11 protein-coding genes and 1 pseudogene are annotated in these 14,729 nt (G+C 73.4%); 7 read left to right on the top strand and 5 right to left on the bottom strand.

Going from position 1 to position 14,729, the window contains the following annotated elements; all coding sequences use genetic code 11:
• Positions 1 to 107: 107 nt before the first annotated feature.
• From DRB96_RS25530 to DRB96_RS25515, 4 genes and pseudogenes are all read left to right on the top strand, one after another.
• The gene (locus DRB96_RS25530) at positions 108 to 1,934 is read left to right on the top strand and encodes an AMP-dependent synthetase/ligase (RefSeq protein ID WP_162689002.1); all 1,827 of its coding nucleotides are present in this window, start codon (positions 108 to 110) and stop codon (positions 1,932 to 1,934) included.
• Between the two features lie 109 nt (positions 1,935 to 2,043).
• Entirely contained in the window at positions 2,044 to 3,729 is a 1,686-nt protein-coding gene (aspT, locus tag DRB96_RS25525; RefSeq protein WP_112450565.1) for an aspartate-alanine antiporter, read from the top strand.
• Between the two features lie 115 nt (positions 3,730 to 3,844).
• The gene (gene aspT / locus DRB96_RS25520) at positions 3,845 to 5,548 is read left to right on the top strand and encodes an aspartate-alanine antiporter (RefSeq protein ID WP_112450564.1); all 1,704 of its coding nucleotides are present in this window, start codon (positions 3,845 to 3,847) and stop codon (positions 5,546 to 5,548) included.
• A 5-nt stretch (positions 5,549 to 5,553) separates the two neighbouring features.
• Positions 5,554 to 5,988: pseudogene (locus tag DRB96_RS25515) on the top strand (class F sortase); the annotation flags it as partial.
• 15 nt (positions 5,989 to 6,003) lie between these two features.
• On the opposite strand, the gene DRB96_RS25510 reads toward DRB96_RS25515, so the two are convergent.
• From DRB96_RS25510 to DRB96_RS25490, 5 genes are all read right to left on the bottom strand, one after another.
• Positions 6,004 to 6,516, bottom strand: coding sequence for a hypothetical protein (locus tag DRB96_RS25510; protein ID WP_112450563.1), 513 nt, complete (start codon positions 6,514 to 6,516; stop codon positions 6,004 to 6,006).
• The gene (locus tag DRB96_RS25505) at positions 6,513 to 7,523 is read right to left on the bottom strand and encodes a class I SAM-dependent methyltransferase (protein WP_112450562.1); all 1,011 of its coding nucleotides are present in this window, start codon (positions 7,521 to 7,523) and stop codon (positions 6,513 to 6,515) included. Before DRB96_RS25505 ends, DRB96_RS25510 begins: the two co-directional genes overlap by 4 nt.
• A gap of 37 nt (positions 7,524 to 7,560) precedes the next feature.
• Positions 7,561 to 8,337: a TSUP family transporter gene (locus tag DRB96_RS25500; RefSeq protein WP_112450561.1), complete on the bottom strand. Its 777-nt coding sequence runs from the start codon at positions 8,335 to 8,337 to the stop codon at positions 7,561 to 7,563.
• Positions 8,338 to 8,374: 37 nt separating this feature from the next.
• Positions 8,375 to 8,671: a hypothetical protein gene (locus DRB96_RS25495; protein WP_112450560.1), complete on the bottom strand. Its 297-nt coding sequence runs from the start codon at positions 8,669 to 8,671 to the stop codon at positions 8,375 to 8,377.
• A gap of 109 nt (positions 8,672 to 8,780) precedes the next feature.
• The gene (locus DRB96_RS25490; protein WP_112450559.1) at positions 8,781 to 10,076 is read right to left on the bottom strand and encodes a ferric reductase-like transmembrane domain-containing protein; all 1,296 of its coding nucleotides are present in this window, start codon (positions 10,074 to 10,076) and stop codon (positions 8,781 to 8,783) included.
• Positions 10,077 to 10,244: 168 nt separating this feature from the next.
• On the opposite strand from DRB96_RS25490, the gene DRB96_RS25485 reads away from it, so the two are divergent.
• Genes DRB96_RS25485 through nirD form a run of 3 tightly spaced genes read left to right on the top strand, consistent with a single transcriptional unit; the run spans position 10,245 to position 14,712 of the window.
• Positions 10,245 to 11,825, top strand: a complete 1,581-nt coding sequence (locus tag DRB96_RS25485) for an FAD-dependent oxidoreductase (RefSeq protein ID WP_112450558.1) — start codon at positions 10,245 to 10,247, stop codon at positions 11,823 to 11,825.
• A gap of 2 nt (positions 11,826 to 11,827) precedes the next feature.
• Complete coding sequence (gene nirB, locus DRB96_RS25480) at positions 11,828 to 14,380, top strand: nitrite reductase large subunit NirB (protein WP_112450557.1); 2,553 nt, start codon at positions 11,828 to 11,830, stop codon at positions 14,378 to 14,380.
• The gene (gene nirD / locus DRB96_RS25475) at positions 14,377 to 14,712 is read left to right on the top strand and encodes a nitrite reductase small subunit NirD (RefSeq protein WP_112450556.1); all 336 of its coding nucleotides are present in this window, start codon (positions 14,377 to 14,379) and stop codon (positions 14,710 to 14,712) included. Before nirB ends, nirD begins: the two co-directional genes overlap by 4 nt.
• Positions 14,713 to 14,729 lie beyond the last annotated feature (17 nt).

Below are 14,729 nucleotides of genomic sequence, written 5' to 3'. Positions count from 1 at the left end.
GGAATTGCCAACTATCGGGAACAGGCTCCGCCAACTACGTTGAACAGCTGGCGAGCGACCAGCGCCAATGCCTCCACGCATCCGCCAACTATCGCGAACGGTCACAACTGCCCTCACCTCCCGAAGAGCTCGTCCTGCCCGAGCTGCTGGCGCGCAACGCCGCCGAGCACGGTGATCTGCCCGCCCTGTCGTGGCGCGAGGGTGACGGCTGGTCCACCCTCAGCTGGTCGGACGTGCGCCGCAAGGTGTCCGTCCTCGCCTCCGGCTACGCCGCCCTCGGCGTCGAGCGCGGCGAGCACGTGCTGCTGATGATGGGGAACCGCCCCGAGCACTGGCTCACCGACCTCGCGCTCGTCCACCTCGGCGCCGTCCCCGTCACCGTGTACGGGACCTCCGCGCCCGAGCAGGTGGCCCACATAGCCCGCCACAGCCGGGCCAGGCTCGCCGTGGTCGAGGGCGCCCGGGAACTGGCCCGGTGGGAGCCGCTGCTGGCCGACCCCGGGGTCCCGCTGGAGCGGCTGGTCGTGGCCGAGGCCTCGGAAGCGGGCCCGCACCGGACCTACGGCTCCCTGCACGCGAGCGGGGCCCGCCTCCACCGGCCCGACGCCTTCGAGAAGGCCTGGCGGGAGACGCGCCCCGAGGACCCGCTGACCGTCGTCTACACCTCGGGCACCACCGGCGACCCCAAGGCCGTCCGCCTCACCCACCGCAACATCATGCTCCAGGCCGTCCGGCTCGACCGGCACATCGAGCTGCCCGAGCACGTCGAGCACATCTGCTACCTCCCCTTCGCGCACATCGCCGAACGGATCCTCGGCATCTACCTGCCGCTGCTGCGGGCCGCCCACGTCCGCCTGTGCGCCGACCCGGCCGCCGTCTCGGTGGCCGTGCGCGAGCTGCACCCGGTGCAGTTCTTCGGCGTCCCCCGGGTGTGGGAGAAGCTGGCCGCCTCCGTACGGGCGGTGCTCGGGCGCCTCCCCGAGGAGCAGCGGCTCGCCATCGAAGCCGCGAACGACCTGGCGCGGGCCCGCGCCGGCCACCGCGAGCGCGGGCAGGAGGTCCCGGCGGCGCTCGAAGCCTCGTACGCCTCCGCGAAGGAGCGGGTGCTGGACCCGCTGCTCATCCTGGCCGGACTGGACCGGCTCGTCTGGACGGCGAGCGCCACCGCGCCGATGCCGATCGACGTGGTCCGCTTCTGGGCGGGCTGGGGGATCACCATCATGGACGCCTGGGGGCTCACGGAGACCGGGGGCGTGTGCACGGTCAACAGCCCGGACGGCTTCCGGCTGGGCTCGGTGGGCCGCCCGATCGAAGGGCTGGAGCTGAGGCTCGCCGACGACGGCGAGATCTTCACGCGCGGGGAGACGGTCTTCGGCGGCTACATGCTCCCGGACGGGACGGTGGAGAGCGCCTCCGACGGGGAGGGCTGGTTCCCGACCGGGGACGTCGGCCGGCTCGACGAGGACGGGTTCCTCTGGCTGACCGACCGCAAGAAGGAGCTGATCATCACCTCGAACGGCAAGAACGTCTCACCGGCCCTGGTGGAGAACACCGTCAAGGAGCACCCGCTGATCGGGCAGGCGCTGGTGCACGGCGACGGCCGCTCCTACCTCGTCGCCCTCCTCGTCCTGGACCCGGAGCTGGCCCCGGCGTGGGCGGCGGCCCGCGGCATCGAGGCGGCCGGGCCCGCCGGCCTCGCCGACCTCGCCGCGCACCCGGCCGTGCGGGAGGAGGTCGCCCGCGCCGTCGAGGCCGCCAACGCGCGGCTCAACCGCACCGAGCAGATCAAGCGCTACCGGCTGCTGACCGAGGAGTGGGGCCCGGAGTCGGGGGAGCTGACCCCCTCGCTGAAGCTGCGCCGGCGCGTGGTCCGGGAGAAGTACGGGGCCCTGATCGACGGGCTGTACGACGAGCCGGGCGACGGTACGGAGTAACCCGTACGGCCCTGTCCGGTGGGCGGGTCGCCGCCCGCCGGACAAGGGTGGGGTGATGCGGACAAACGCCGAACCAATTCCCTCGCCCGGCAAGGGCGGCTGACCGCCCATGGGTGTGCTGCGTGACCACCCCGAACTCGCCCTGTTCCTCTGCCTCGCGGTCGGCTACCTCGTCGGCAAGATACGCGTCGGCCCGATCACCCTCGGCGGCATCTGCGGCACGCTGATCGTCTCGCTGCTGCTCGGCGCCTGGGCCAAGATCGAGATCGACGCCGATGTGAAGACGATCTTCTTCGCACTCTTCATCTTCGCCCTCGGCTACATGGCCGGACCGCAGTTCTTCGCCAACCTCAACCGCAAGAGCATGCGCTTCTTCGCGCTCTGCTTCATCGAGCTCGTCAGCGTGCTCTGCCTGGCCTACCTGCTCGCCAAGGCCTTCGACCTCGACGTCGGCACCGCCTCCGGCATCCTCGCCGGCGCGGCCACCGAGTCCGCCGTCGTCGGCACCGCCACCGAGGCGATCGGCAAGCTGCCCGACCTGACGGCGGAGCAGATCGCCACCTACCAGGGCCACGTGGCCACCGCGTACACGGTCTGCTACCTCTTCGGCCTCGTCACCATCGTCATCTACACCAGCCAGATCATGCCGATGATGCTCCGGATCAACCTGCAGGACGCCTCGCGCGCACTGTGGGAGAAGATGCGCGGCGGCGGCGCCGGCGGCGGTCTGGAGAGCGACGAGCGCGAGGCGCTGCCCGGCCTGGTCGGGCGCACCCACCTGGTCACCCTCGCCGACGGCCGCACCGTCGGGAACCTCGAAGCGGCCTTCGGCGGCGGGGTCACCGTGGAGGCCGTCCGGCGCGGATCCAAGGACCTGACCCCCGCCCCCGACCTCGTCCTCACCCTCTCCGACCTCGTCCTCGTCGTCGGCCGGCGCTCCGAGGCCATCGCCGCCGGCCGGGCCATCGGTCCGGAGACCCCCGGAATCCCCGGCGTGGACACCCCGCTCGCCACCCGGCAGGTCGCGGTCACCGACCGGGCGGTCGCCGGCAAGTCGCTGGAGCAGATCCGGGCCACCCACGCGGAGTTCGGCCGCAGCGGCGTGTACGTGACCGACGTGCTCCGCGGCGAGCAGCACCTGCCCGCCAACCCGGAGACCGTCGTCGAGCGCGGTGATGTCGTCACCCTCGTGGGCGCCCGCTCGGGCCTGAACCGGATCGTCGAGAAGATCGGCACGGTGGCCAAGAACGACGCCACCGACTTCATCTACCTCGGTCTCGGCATCGCGCTCGGCTCGCTCATCGGCCAGATCGTGGTCCGCCTCGGCGGGGTACCGCTCTCGCTCGGCACCGGCGGCGGCTGCCTGATCTCGGGCCTGCTCTTCGGCTGGTTCCGCTCCCGCCGGCAGACCTTCGGCGCCTTCCCGCCGCAAGCCGCCACCACCATCAAGGACATGGGGCTCGCGGTCTTCATCGCCTGCACCGGGCTGACCTCGGGACCGCAGGCCTGGCCGCTGCTCAAGGAGTACGGGGCCCTGCTGCCGTTCGCGGGGATCGCCATGGTCCTCGTACCGGCCACGATCTCGCTGTTCGTCGGACGCAAGCTCCTGAAGATCGAGAAGCCGCTGCTGATCGGCGCCATCGCCGGGCAGCAGTGCTCCACGCCGGCCATCACCTCGATCACGCAGGTGGCCCAGAGCTCGGTGCCGATGCTCGGCTACACGATCACCTACGCCCTGTCGAACTTCCTGCTCCCACTGACGGGGCCGATCCTCGTCGGTGTCCTCGGCGCCTGACGGCGCCCATCCTCCCGACGCGTAGCCCCGTTCCCCTCCGTACCCGTACCCGTGCCTGCACGCGTACGCGTACCCGTACTCGTACCCGCCCCCTCGACCTGGACGGCGTCCGCACATGATCGATTTCCTGAACAGGAACATCTTCCAGCCGCATCCCGAACTCCTGGTCTTCATCACCGTCGCGCTCGGCTTCCTCGTCGGGAAGCTGCGCTGGAAGGCCATCGGGCTGGGCGCCGTCACCGGCTGCCTCATCGCCGGCCTCGTCCTCGGCGCACAGTTCAAGATCACCATCGACGGGACCGTGAAGAACCTCTTCTTCACGATGTTCCTCTTCGCCCTCGGCTACAAGGTCGGCCCGCAGTTCTTCCGCGGACTGAAGAAGGACGGCCTCCCGCAGGTCCTCAACGCGGTCATCGTCTGCGTCACGGGCCTGCTGGTCTCCTGGGGGTTCGCCACGCTGCTCGGCTACGGGCCGGGGCTCAGCGCCGGTCTGCTGGGCGGCGCGCTCACCCAGTCCGCCGTCATCGGCGTGGCCCAGGACGCCATCGGGAACCTGCCGGGCCTCTCGCCCGACCAGATGAAGGAGCAGGAGAACCTCGTCGCCGTCGGCTACGCGGTCACCTACCCGCTCGGCACCATCCTCTGCGCGATGCTCCTGGCCAACGTGCTGCCCCGGCTCTACCGGCGGAACCTGGCGGCCGAGAGCGCCCAGATCGCCAAGGAGATGGACGCGCCCAGCGACAACCCCGACCTGCACGAGGGCTATTACGAGATCGTCCTGAGGGCCTACACCATCCAGCGGCCCGATCTCGTCGGGCGGACCATCGACGACTTCGAGAACCAGCAGAAGGCGCTGGGCCACCGCATCTACCTCACCCGGATCCGCCGGGACGGGAAGATCCTCGACCACACCCAGCAGACCGCGCTGCTCGCGGGCGACGTCGTCGCCGTCAGCGCCCTGCGCGGATCCCTCGTCGACTTCGACGCCCGCACCCACATCGGACCCGAGACCGACGACGTCGAACTCCTCGGCTACCAGACCGAGACGCTGCACGTGGTCGCCTCGGAGAAGGCGCAGATGGGCAAGACCATCGCCGAACTGCGCGCCGAGCCCTTCATGGTCGGGGTCTACATCGACAAACTCTTCCGCTCCGGAACGGAGTTCCCCTACCGGCTCTCCACCCCGGTGGAGCGCGGCGACACGCTGATCCTGTCCGGCCCCAAGCGGCTCGTCGACCCGGCCGGCAAGGCCATCGGCAAGCCGGTGCCCACCAGCTTCGCCACCGACATGATCTGGGTGGGCCTCGGCATCTTCCTCGGCGGCTGCCTGGGCATCCCGGCGCTCACCGCGGGCGGGGTCCCGATCTCGCTGTCGACCTCGGGCGGTGCGCTCATCATGGGCCTGGTCTTCGGCTGGATCCGCGGCAAGTACCCGACGTACGGCAACGTCCCGCCCGGCGCGCAGTGGTTCATGGACACCCTCGGGCTCTGCCTCTTCGTCGCGGTCGTCGGCATCAACGCCGGGCCCAGCTTCACCAGCGGGCTGGCCACCGCCGGCTGGGGGCTGCTGCTCTTCGGCGCCATCGCCACGCTGATCCCGCTGCTGGTCGGCTTCTTCGTCGGCCATCACGTCCAGAAGATCAGGTTCCCGATCCTGATGGGCGTGCTCGCGGGCGGCCAGACCACCACGGCCGCGATCGGCGCGGTCAACGAGCAGTCCAAATCGCAGGTTCCGACGCTCGGCTACACGATCCCCTACGCGATCAGCAACGTCCTGCTGACGATCTGGGGCGCGGTCATCGTCATCCTCACCCACTGAACCCCATCAAGATCCCCTCCATCCGGGTGGACGCCCCGCTCACCGGGCTCGGCCTGCAGTCCGACGGCAGCCTCGAGGTGCCGCCGCCGGCCCGCCGGGACCTGGCGGGCTGGTACCGCGACGGGACGACCCCGGGCGCCACCGGCACCGCGGTCGTCGCCGGGCACGTGGACGACGCCACCGGCCCGGCGGTCTTCTACCACCTCGGGGCGCTGCGCCGGGGCGCCGTGATCGAGGTCGCCCGCGCGGACGGACGTACGGCCGTGTTCACGGTCCACGCGGTCGAGGTCTACGACGCCAAGGTCTTCCCGGACGCCCGCGTCTACGGGTCCTCGCCGCGCGCCGAGCTCCGCGTCATCACCTGCGGCGGCGGTTTCTCCCCGCGCACCGGCTACCGGGGCAACGTGGTCGTCTTCGCCCACCTCACCGGCACGTACTGAGCCCGGCGGCGGCCCTCAGTACGAAGGCGCGTACCAGCGGCGGTGCACGAACGGCTCGACGGACAGCACGGCGGCGCCCGCGACGGCGCCCACGAGCAGGGAGGCCGAGCCGCCCCCGGCGAGGAGCGCGCCCCCGCAGGCGGCCGCCACGACCAGCGGCCGCGCCAGGGTCAGCGGCCCGAGGCCGATCACCGTCGCGAGGGTGCTGGCCCTGAACGGCAGGACGAGGTACGCGGCGAGCGAGAGCGCGACGGCCAGCGCGTGGACCCCGAGCGGGAGGAGGAAGCCGACGCCGCCGTCGGCGAGGGCCGCGTACGCCCGGTCCGGATCGTCGGCGGCCAGCAGGACGCCGCCGGCGGTGAGCGCGGGGGCGAGCAGCAGGGCCGCGCCGACGGCGAGGCCGCGCAGGGACGCGCGGGTGATGGCGCGCCGCTTGCGGATCCGGGCGTCCCGGCCGGCGTAGGCGCGGAAGCCGCTGAAGGCCGCGTCGACGAGGCCGAGGGCGGCCAGCGGCAGGGCCGGGTTCACCCGGCGGACCCGGCGGAGGCTCCGGCGCCGGCCGGGGCGCCACCGGGCAGCCCGGAGCCCGGCCCACGGACCGGCCCGCGGACCGGGGCCAGGTGCTCCGGGCCCACGAGCCGGCGGGAGGAGCGGCCCAGCGCCCGGCGCAGCGGGTCCTCCAGCTCCGGCCGGACGCCGATGACCGGGCGCAGGGTGGTGCAGAAGGGGTTGACCAGGAAGCGGGGTTCGTAGACCAGGGGCCGGATGCCGGGCACGCTCGCCGCGCGCAACAGGGTCTCGTCGGAGTGGGCGCGCCGGGCGGAGACCACCCCGTCGTGGCGGCCGAGCGGGTGGCGCATCCGGGCCCGGTGGAACATCCAGGCGCCGACGGGCGCCAGTCCGGTGGCCGCGATGTCGAAGTGGCAGAAGGCGAGTGCCGGGGAGTCGGCCTGGGCCTCGAAGAACTCCGTGAGCGCCCGGCCCCGGAAGTGGTGCAGCACACCGGTGGAGACGTAGACGGTGGCGACCTCCGGCAGGTCGAAGGCGTTGCCGTGGACGAACCGGCAGTCGAGCCCTTCGGCGCGGGCCAGCCGGTCGGCCTCGCCGACCAGCGCGGCGTCGAGGTCGACCCCGATGAGTTCGACGCCCGGGCCCAGGGCGCCGGTGGCCGCGAGCCGGCGGATCAGGTAGCCGAGCCCGCAGCCGATGTCGACGAGTCTGAACCGGCCGCGCCGCCCGGCGATCTCCCGGATGGCCTCGATGAGCGGGGCGATCACGTGCACGAGACGTTCGTCGACGCGCAGTTCCTCGCTGAGCCGCTGCATCTCGGTGTGGACGCCGATCATCAGGCGGTCCACGGCGAGGGGGTCGAGCACCTCGTCGGGGCCGGCCGGCAGCCGGGCGACGATGTGGGCCGCGTGCCGGTCCCCGGATGCGCGGAGCCTGCGGACCACTTCGTCGCGGCGCACCGGCAGCCGCTCCCCGCTGCGCGGGTCCGTGACGGTGATCAGGTCGGATATCTCGAGGTGGGGCACGACCGGAACTTTACGCCCCGGGCCGGATCCGGCCCGGTCAGCCCCACTGTTCGAGCCCCAGCTTGACCACGAGGGCGCCGACCACCGTCAGGAGGACGCCGCGCACGAAGCCGCTGCCCTTCTTCAGGGCCATCCGGGCGCCGACCATCGCGCCGGCCAGGTTGAACGCCGCCATCAGCGCGGCCAGTTGCCACAGCACCATGCCCTGGTACGCGAACATCGCGAGCGCCCCGGCGTTGGTGCACACGTTGACGATCTTCGCCGTGGCGGAGGCGGTGACCAGGTCGAGGTGGAGGAGGGCCGTCAGGGCCAGGACGAGGAAGGTGCCGGTGCCGGGGCCGATGAGCCCGTCGTAGAACCCGATGCCGAGGCCGGCCAGCGCGATGGCGAGCAGCACGCGCTGCCGGCTGACGGGGGTGGCGGAGGGGGCCGTGCCGAAGGCGGGCCGGAAGAGGACGAAGCCCGCGACGACCACCAGGACGACCATGATCATCGGACGCAGCGCGTCCTTGCTGATCCCGCCGGCCAGCGCCGCCCCGCCCATCGAGCCGACGAGGGCGGCCAGGCCGATGCGGACGGCGAGCTTCACGTCCACCCGGGTCTTGCGCAGGTACGTCACCGCCGCCCCCGCGGTGCCGACGATGGCCACGGCCTTGTTGGTGCCGAGGACGGTGGCGGGGTGGGCGTTCGGCAGGCCGAGGAGCAGGGCCGGCAGGAGCAGCAGGCCGCCGCCGCCCACGACGGCGTCGATCCAGCCCGCCGCGGCGGCGGCCACGCACAGCACGATGATCATGGTTGTCGATATGTCAGGCACGGCACCGACCCTACGGAGCAGGTGGGTGCACCATCCATCAATCCCCGGAAACTTGCGCAAAGGTTGAGCTTTGCCTGGCCGGCGCCCGGTCCGGGGCCACCGGGGCCGACGGGTCCACCGCCGCCGTCAGCACGCTCGCGGCCAGCACGCTGGCCAGCCCGAGCCCGGCCGCGAGCCGCCGCGCGGGCCGTACGCGGGCCAGCGCGGCCAGCACGGTGTGCGCCGGGGAGGTACGGGGCCTGCGGTGACGGGCGGCCGCGGCCCCCGGCCCGGCCGCCGCGGCGGTCCGGGCGGGCGGGGGCACGGACAGGGCGACGTGCAGCGGATGGCGCATGGTGCGGCGGCCTCTCGGAAGCGGATGCGGAAGCGGGAGCAGATGCGGAAGCGGACAGACAGGCGGGCGGGCGGGCAGGCGGGCAGGCAGAGCGGCCGGCCCGCAGATCTCAGAAGCTGAAGCACTCGGAGTGGATCTGACCGGCGGGCACCCCGGCCCACAGCAGCGCGGCCTGCGCGGCCTCCGCCATCCCGGGCGGCCCGCACAGGTACACGTCGTGCTCCGCCAGGTCCGGGACCAGCGCGAGCAGCGCCTGCGGGGCCAGCGGATCTCCGGCGGCGCCGGAGCGCCCGAGCAGGTAGTGCAGACCGGCCTGCCGCTCGGCGGCGATGGCCTCCAGCTCGGAGCGCAGGACGAGGTGCTCCTCGGCCCCGGCCCGGTAGAGCAGGGTGATGTCCCCTGGCCCGCCCGGCAGGGTTTCGAACAGGGCCCGCATCGGGGTGATCCCGACCCCGCCGGCGAGCAGCAGCACCTTGGGCCGGGTCCGGCGGGCGGCGGTGAGCGCCCCGAAGGGCCCGGTGGCGATGACCCGCGTGCCCGGGCGCAGCCGGCGGATCCGGCGGGAGTGGCCGCCCAGCGCCTTCACCGTGATGCGCAGGGCGTCCCCGCGGACCGGCGCCGACAGCGAGAACGGCAGCGCGGTGTGCCACAGCCGGCGCTGCAGGAACCGCCAGCGCAGGAACTGGCCCGGCTCCGCGCGCAGCTCCGCGAGGTGCTCCCCGCAGACGACGACGGAGACCACTCCGGGCCCCTCGAAGCGGACCTCGGCGACCCGCAGCGCGTGCCGCAGGGCCTGGCGGACGGGGACCACGGCGCGGTACCAGACGAGCAGGACGGCCACGGCCGCGTGGGCGAGGGCCCAGAACCAGGCGACGGGGCCCACGTCGGGCCCGGCGAGCTGGTGCCCGAAGGCCAGGGCCGCGGCGAGGTAGACCAGCAGGTGCACCCCGCGCCAGGTTTCGTGCGAGACGCGGCGGCGTACGGAGCGGGCGGAGGTGACGCCGACGGCGGCCAGGAGGACGGTCCCGGCCGCCGCGGCCGCCACGGCCGGGTAGCCGAGCAGCTCCCGGACGGCGGAGAGCACGTCGACCCCCTCGTGCACGGCGTAGCCGCACAGCGCGAAGAGCCCGTGCCCGAAGCAGAGCAGCAGGACGTGGCGGCCGCCCAGCGCGTGCCAGCGGGCGAGCCGGTCGGCGCCCACGCCGTGCTCGACGGCGGGGACCCTGGCCATCAGGAACAGCATGACGAGGACCCCGTACCCGGCGAACAGTCCGGACAGGTGGGCGGCGGTCGCGAACAGCGCGTCGAGCCGGGCCGAGGGCCGCACCTGGGCGGCCCACAGCAGGGCCACGATCCCCGCCCCGCCCAGCATTCCGCCCTTGACCCGCACCGCCGCATCTCGCATACGAACCACGCTAAGGGCGGTCCGCACGCCCGCCCGGTCCGGCGGATGATCCTTAAGGCGGCCTTGAGGAACGCCTCACGGACCCTTAACCCGGACGCTGAGGTCGGCGTTCCGTCCGGGTAACAAAGCCGGTGCGGAGGGGAAACAGCAGCCGCGCACGCTCGGGTCATGACCTCGGAACAGCAGCGCGTGGTGGTGATCGGCGGCGGCCTCGCGGGCCTGCGGCTCGCGTCCCGCCTGGGCGGGAACGTCACCGTCCTCGGCGAGGAGCCGCACGTCCCTTACAACCGGGTCCTGCTCGCCGAGGTCCTGGCCGGCCGGTACGCGCCGGAGGTGACGGCTCTCCCGGCCGCCGGCCCGGCGCTGCGCCGGGGCGTCCGGGCGGTGCGGATCGACCGGGCCGAACAGGTGGTGCACTGCGACGACGGAACGGTCGAGCCCTACGGCACCCTGGTCCTGGCCACCGGGTCGAACCCGGTGCTCCCCGCGCTGCGCGGCCTGTTCGAACCCGAGGGCCGGGAGCTGCCCTCCGGGGTCCACGCGTTCCGCACGATGGACGACTGCATGGCCCTGTCCGCGGCGCTGCGCCCCGGGGTGCGCGCGGTGGTGATCGGCGGCGGCCTCCTCGGCGTCTCGGCGGCCCGTGCCCTGGCCGAGCGGGGCGCGCAGGTGGTCCTCACCCAGCAGGGCGAGCGCCTGATGGAGCGGCAGCTCGACGAGGACGCCTCGGAGCTGCTGCGGACGCACCTGGCCGGCCTGGGCGTCGAGATCCACACGGAATGCCGGGTCCGCGGCCTGTCGACGGCCCCAGCGGCGCCGCTCCAGGCCGGTCCGGCACGAGCCCCGGCGCCTCCGCTCCCGGGGCTCCGCCCCGGACCCCGCGCCTCGATCGCCGTTGGGGCTGGAACTGCCCTGCGGGCGGTCCGGCAGCACCCTCCCGGCGGCCCCAGCCGCAATCCAGCCCCGCCGGCGTTTGAGCCGCGGGTGCGGGCAGAGCCCGGAACGCCCCGCAGGGTCACCGGGGTCGAGCTCGCCGACGGCTACCGGCTCGACGCCGACATCGTCGTGCTCGCCTGCGGCGTACGGCCCCGCACCGGCCTGGCGCTGGCCGCCGGGCTCGAGGTCCGCACCGGCATCGTCGTCGACGACCGGCTGCGCACGAGCGACCCCCGCATCCACGCCGTCGGCGACTGCGCCGAGCACGCCGGCCGGGTCTACGGCCTGGCCGGCCCCGCCCTGGAACAGGCCGAGGCCCTCGCCAAGGTCCTCCTCGGCACCGGCCGCGGCATCAGCGCCGGCGCCGCCACCTCACCGGGCACGGACACCGGCACCGGCACCGGCCGGGACGCCGACACCGGTCAGGCAGCAGGCACCGGTCAGGCAGCCGGCACCGGCCCGGCAGCAGGCACCGGCCCGGACGGCGGCACCGAAGCCCCGTCCACCTACACCGGCACCCGGGCCCTGACCCGCCTCACCCTCACCGCCGGCGGCGACCGGCCGCTCGACCTCGCCGCCTTCGGCGAGACCACCCCGCTCCCCGGCGACGACGTGGTCCGCCTCGCCGACGCCACCCGCCGCACCTACCGCAAGGTCGTCGTCCGCGGCGACCGCCTCGTCGGCGGGGTCCTGCTCGGTGAGCTCTCCAGCGTGGGCGCCCTCGCCCGCAGCTGGGAGGACGGCGCCCCCCTCACCGACAAGCACGGTCTCACCGACCTGCACCACCTGCTCACCGACGACGGAGGCTCCTGATCATGGCCGCAGCCACGCCCACGCCCACCCCCGCCATCGTGCTCATCGGCCACGGCATGGTCGGCCAGCGCTACCTGGAGGCGCTCGCCGAGCTCGGGGCCACCGCCACGCACCGGATCACCGTGCTCTGTGAGGAGCCCCGGCCGGCCTACGACCGCGTGCACCTGACCTCGTACTTCTCGGGCAGCACCCCCGAGGACCTCTCCATGACCCCGGCCTCGTTCATGGCGGACCACGGGATCGCCCTGCACCTCGACGACCCCGCCGAGGCCATCGACCGGGAGGCCCGGACCGTCACCTCCCGCTCGGGGCGCGTGTTCCCGTACGACGTCCTCGTGCTCGCGACGGGCAGCTACCCCTTCGTGCCGCCGGTCCCCGGCAAGGACGCCCCGGGCTGCTTCGTCTACCGCACCATCGAGGACCTGCTGGCGATCGAGGAGTACGCCAAGACCCGCACAAGCGGCGCCGTCGTCGGCGGCGGCCTGCTCGGGCTGGAGGCCGCCGGCGCGCTCCAGGGCCTCGGGCTCGCCACCCGCATCGTGGAGTTCGCGCCCCGGCTGATGCCCGTCCAGGTCGACGAGGGCGGCGGCGCGGCCCTGCTGCGCACCATCCAGAACATGGGGCTCACCGTCCACACGGGCGTCGGCACCCAGGCGGTCGTGACCGGCGAGGACGGCTCGGTCACCGGCATGAAGCTGTCCGACGGCTCCACGGTCTCCACGGAACTGGTCGTCTTCTCCGCCGGCGTCCGCCCCCGCGACCAGCTCGCCCGCGAGAGCGGCCTGAGCGTCGGCGAGCGCGGCGGCATCGCCGTCGACGCCCGCTGCCGCACCTCCGACCCGCACGTCTACGCCATCGGCGAGTGCGCGCTCGCCGCCGACGGCCGCGTCTACGGCCTGGTCGCCCCCGGCTACGAGATGGCCGAGACGGCCGCCGAGGACCTGCTGGGCCGCGAGAAGGAGTTCACCGGAGCCGATCTGTCCACCAAGCTCAAGCTGCTCGGCGTGGACGTGGCCTCCTTCGGCGACGCGCACGGCGCCACCGCCGGCAGCCTCGACGTCGTCTACTCCGACTCCCGCTCCGGCCTCTACAAGAAGGTGGTCGTCTCCGCCGAAGGCGTCCTGCTGGGCGGCGTCCTGGTCGGTGACGCCGACTCCTACGGCCTGCTGCGCCCGCTCACCGGCTCCGTGCCGCCCGTCACCCCCGAGCAGCTGGTGCTGCCCGCCGGGGCCGGCGCGCCCGTCGCCCTGGGTCCCTCCTCGCTCCCCGACACCGCGGTGATCTGCTCCTGCCACAACGTCACCAAGAAGGCGATCACCGCCCACGCGACCGTGCCCGAGGTCAAGAAGTGCACCAAGGCGGGCACCGGCTGCGGCAGCTGCCTGAAGGTGATCGGCCAGCTGATGCCGCCCGCCGCCGACAAAGGGCTGTGCGACTGCTTCGCCTTCACCCGCGCCGAGCTCTACGAGATCGTGCGCACCCTGCGCGTGAGCTCGTACCAGCAGCTGCTGGACAGCCACGGCCGCGAGGGCGCGCGCGGCGGGGACGGCTGCGAGCTGTGCAAGCCCACCGTCGGCTCGATCATCGCCTCGCTCGCCCCCACCCTCGGTGCGAGCGGATACGTCCTGGACGGCGAGCAGGCCGCCCTGCAGGACACCAACGACCACTTCCTCGCGAACATGCAGCGCAACGGCTCGTACTCGGTGGTCCCGCGCATCCCCGGCGGCGAGATCACCCCGGACAAGCTCATCGTGATCGGCGAGGTGGCCCGCGACTTCGGCCTCTACACGAAGATCACCGGCGGCCAGCGCATAGACCTCTTCGGAGCCAGCGTCGACCAGCTCCCCCGCATCTGGGCGCGCCTGGTCGACGCCGGGTTCGAGTCCGGGCACGCGTACGGGAAGGCCCTGCGGACGGTGAAGTCCTGCGTCGGCCAGACCTGGTGCCGCTACGGGGTCCAGGACTCCGTGCGGATGGCCATCGACCTGGAGCTGCGCTACCGGGGGCTGCGCGCCCCGCACAAGCTCAAGTCGGCGGTCTCCGGCTGCGCCCGCGAGTGCGCGGAGGCGCAGAGCAAGGACTTCGGGGTCATCGCGACGGCGAGCGGCTGGAACCTCTACGTCGGCGGCAACGGCGGGGCCACCCCGCGCCACGCCGACCTGCTGGCCCAGGACCTGTCCGACGCCGAGCTGATCCGGCTCATCGACCGGTTCCTGATGTTCTACATCCGCACGGCCGACCGGCTGGAGCGCACGTCCACCTGGCTGGAGCGGCTGGAGGGCGGCCTCGGCCACCTGCGGGACGTGATCGTGCACGACTCGCTCGGGCTGTGCGCGGAGCTGGAGTCTTTGATGGCCGACCACGTGGAGCACTACCGCGACGAGTGGGCCGAGACCCTGGAGGACCCGGAGCGGCTGCGCCGGTTCGTCTCCTTCGTCAACGCCCCCGGCGCCCCCGACCCGACCGTGAAGTTCGTCCCCGAGCGCGACCAGGTCAAGCCCGACCTGGCCGTCCTCACCCTTGAGCCCGTTGGATCCCTGGGAGGTACCCGATGACCGTCGAACTGCAGGTGGACGAGGGCTGGCTGACGGTGTGCGAGCTGTCCGAGCTGGTCCCCGGGCGCGGGGTCGCGGCCCTGCTGCCCGACGGGAACCAGGCCGCGGTGTTCCTCGACCGCAACGGGCGCCCGTACGCCATCGCCAACCGGGACCCCTTCACGGGGGCGTACGTCCTCTCGCGCGGGCTGCTCGGCTCGGCGGAGGGGCGGACCTTCGTGGCCTCGCCGCTGCTCAAGCAGCGCTTCGACCTGGAGACGGGGCGCTGCCTGGACGACGAGGAGGTGGCGGTCCGCACCTATCCGGTGCGGACGGCCGCGACCTCGGCGTGAGCGGTGGGGCCGGTGAG

The sequence above is a fragment of the Streptomyces sp. ICC1 genome (assembly GCF_003287935.1).
Taxonomy (GTDB): domain Bacteria; phylum Actinomycetota; class Actinomycetes; order Streptomycetales; family Streptomycetaceae; genus Streptomyces; species Streptomyces tritrimontium.
Note: the sequence above shows the minus strand (reverse complement) of the source record. Positions and strands in the feature narration are given on the sequence as shown.

Coding starts and splice junctions, on each gene's coding strand:
- aspT (WP_112450565.1), top strand. CDS start 2,044: ATGGGTGTGCTGCGTGACCACCCCGAACTCGCCCTGTTCCTCTGCCTC.
- aspT (WP_112450564.1), top strand. CDS start 3,845: ATGATCGATTTCCTGAACAGGAACATCTTCCAGCCGCATCCCGAACTC.
- DRB96_RS25495 (WP_112450560.1), bottom strand. CDS start 8,671: ATGCGCCATCCGCTGCACGTCGCCCTGTCCGTGCCCCCGCCCGCCCGG.
- DRB96_RS25490 (WP_112450559.1), bottom strand. CDS start 10,076: ATGCGAGATGCGGCGGTGCGGGTCAAGGGCGGAATGCTGGGCGGGGCG.
- DRB96_RS25485 (WP_112450558.1), top strand. CDS start 10,245: ATGACCTCGGAACAGCAGCGCGTGGTGGTGATCGGCGGCGGCCTCGCG.
- nirB (WP_112450557.1), top strand. CDS start 11,828: ATGGCCGCAGCCACGCCCACGCCCACCCCCGCCATCGTGCTCATCGGC.
- nirD (WP_112450556.1), top strand. CDS start 14,377: ATGACCGTCGAACTGCAGGTGGACGAGGGCTGGCTGACGGTGTGCGAG.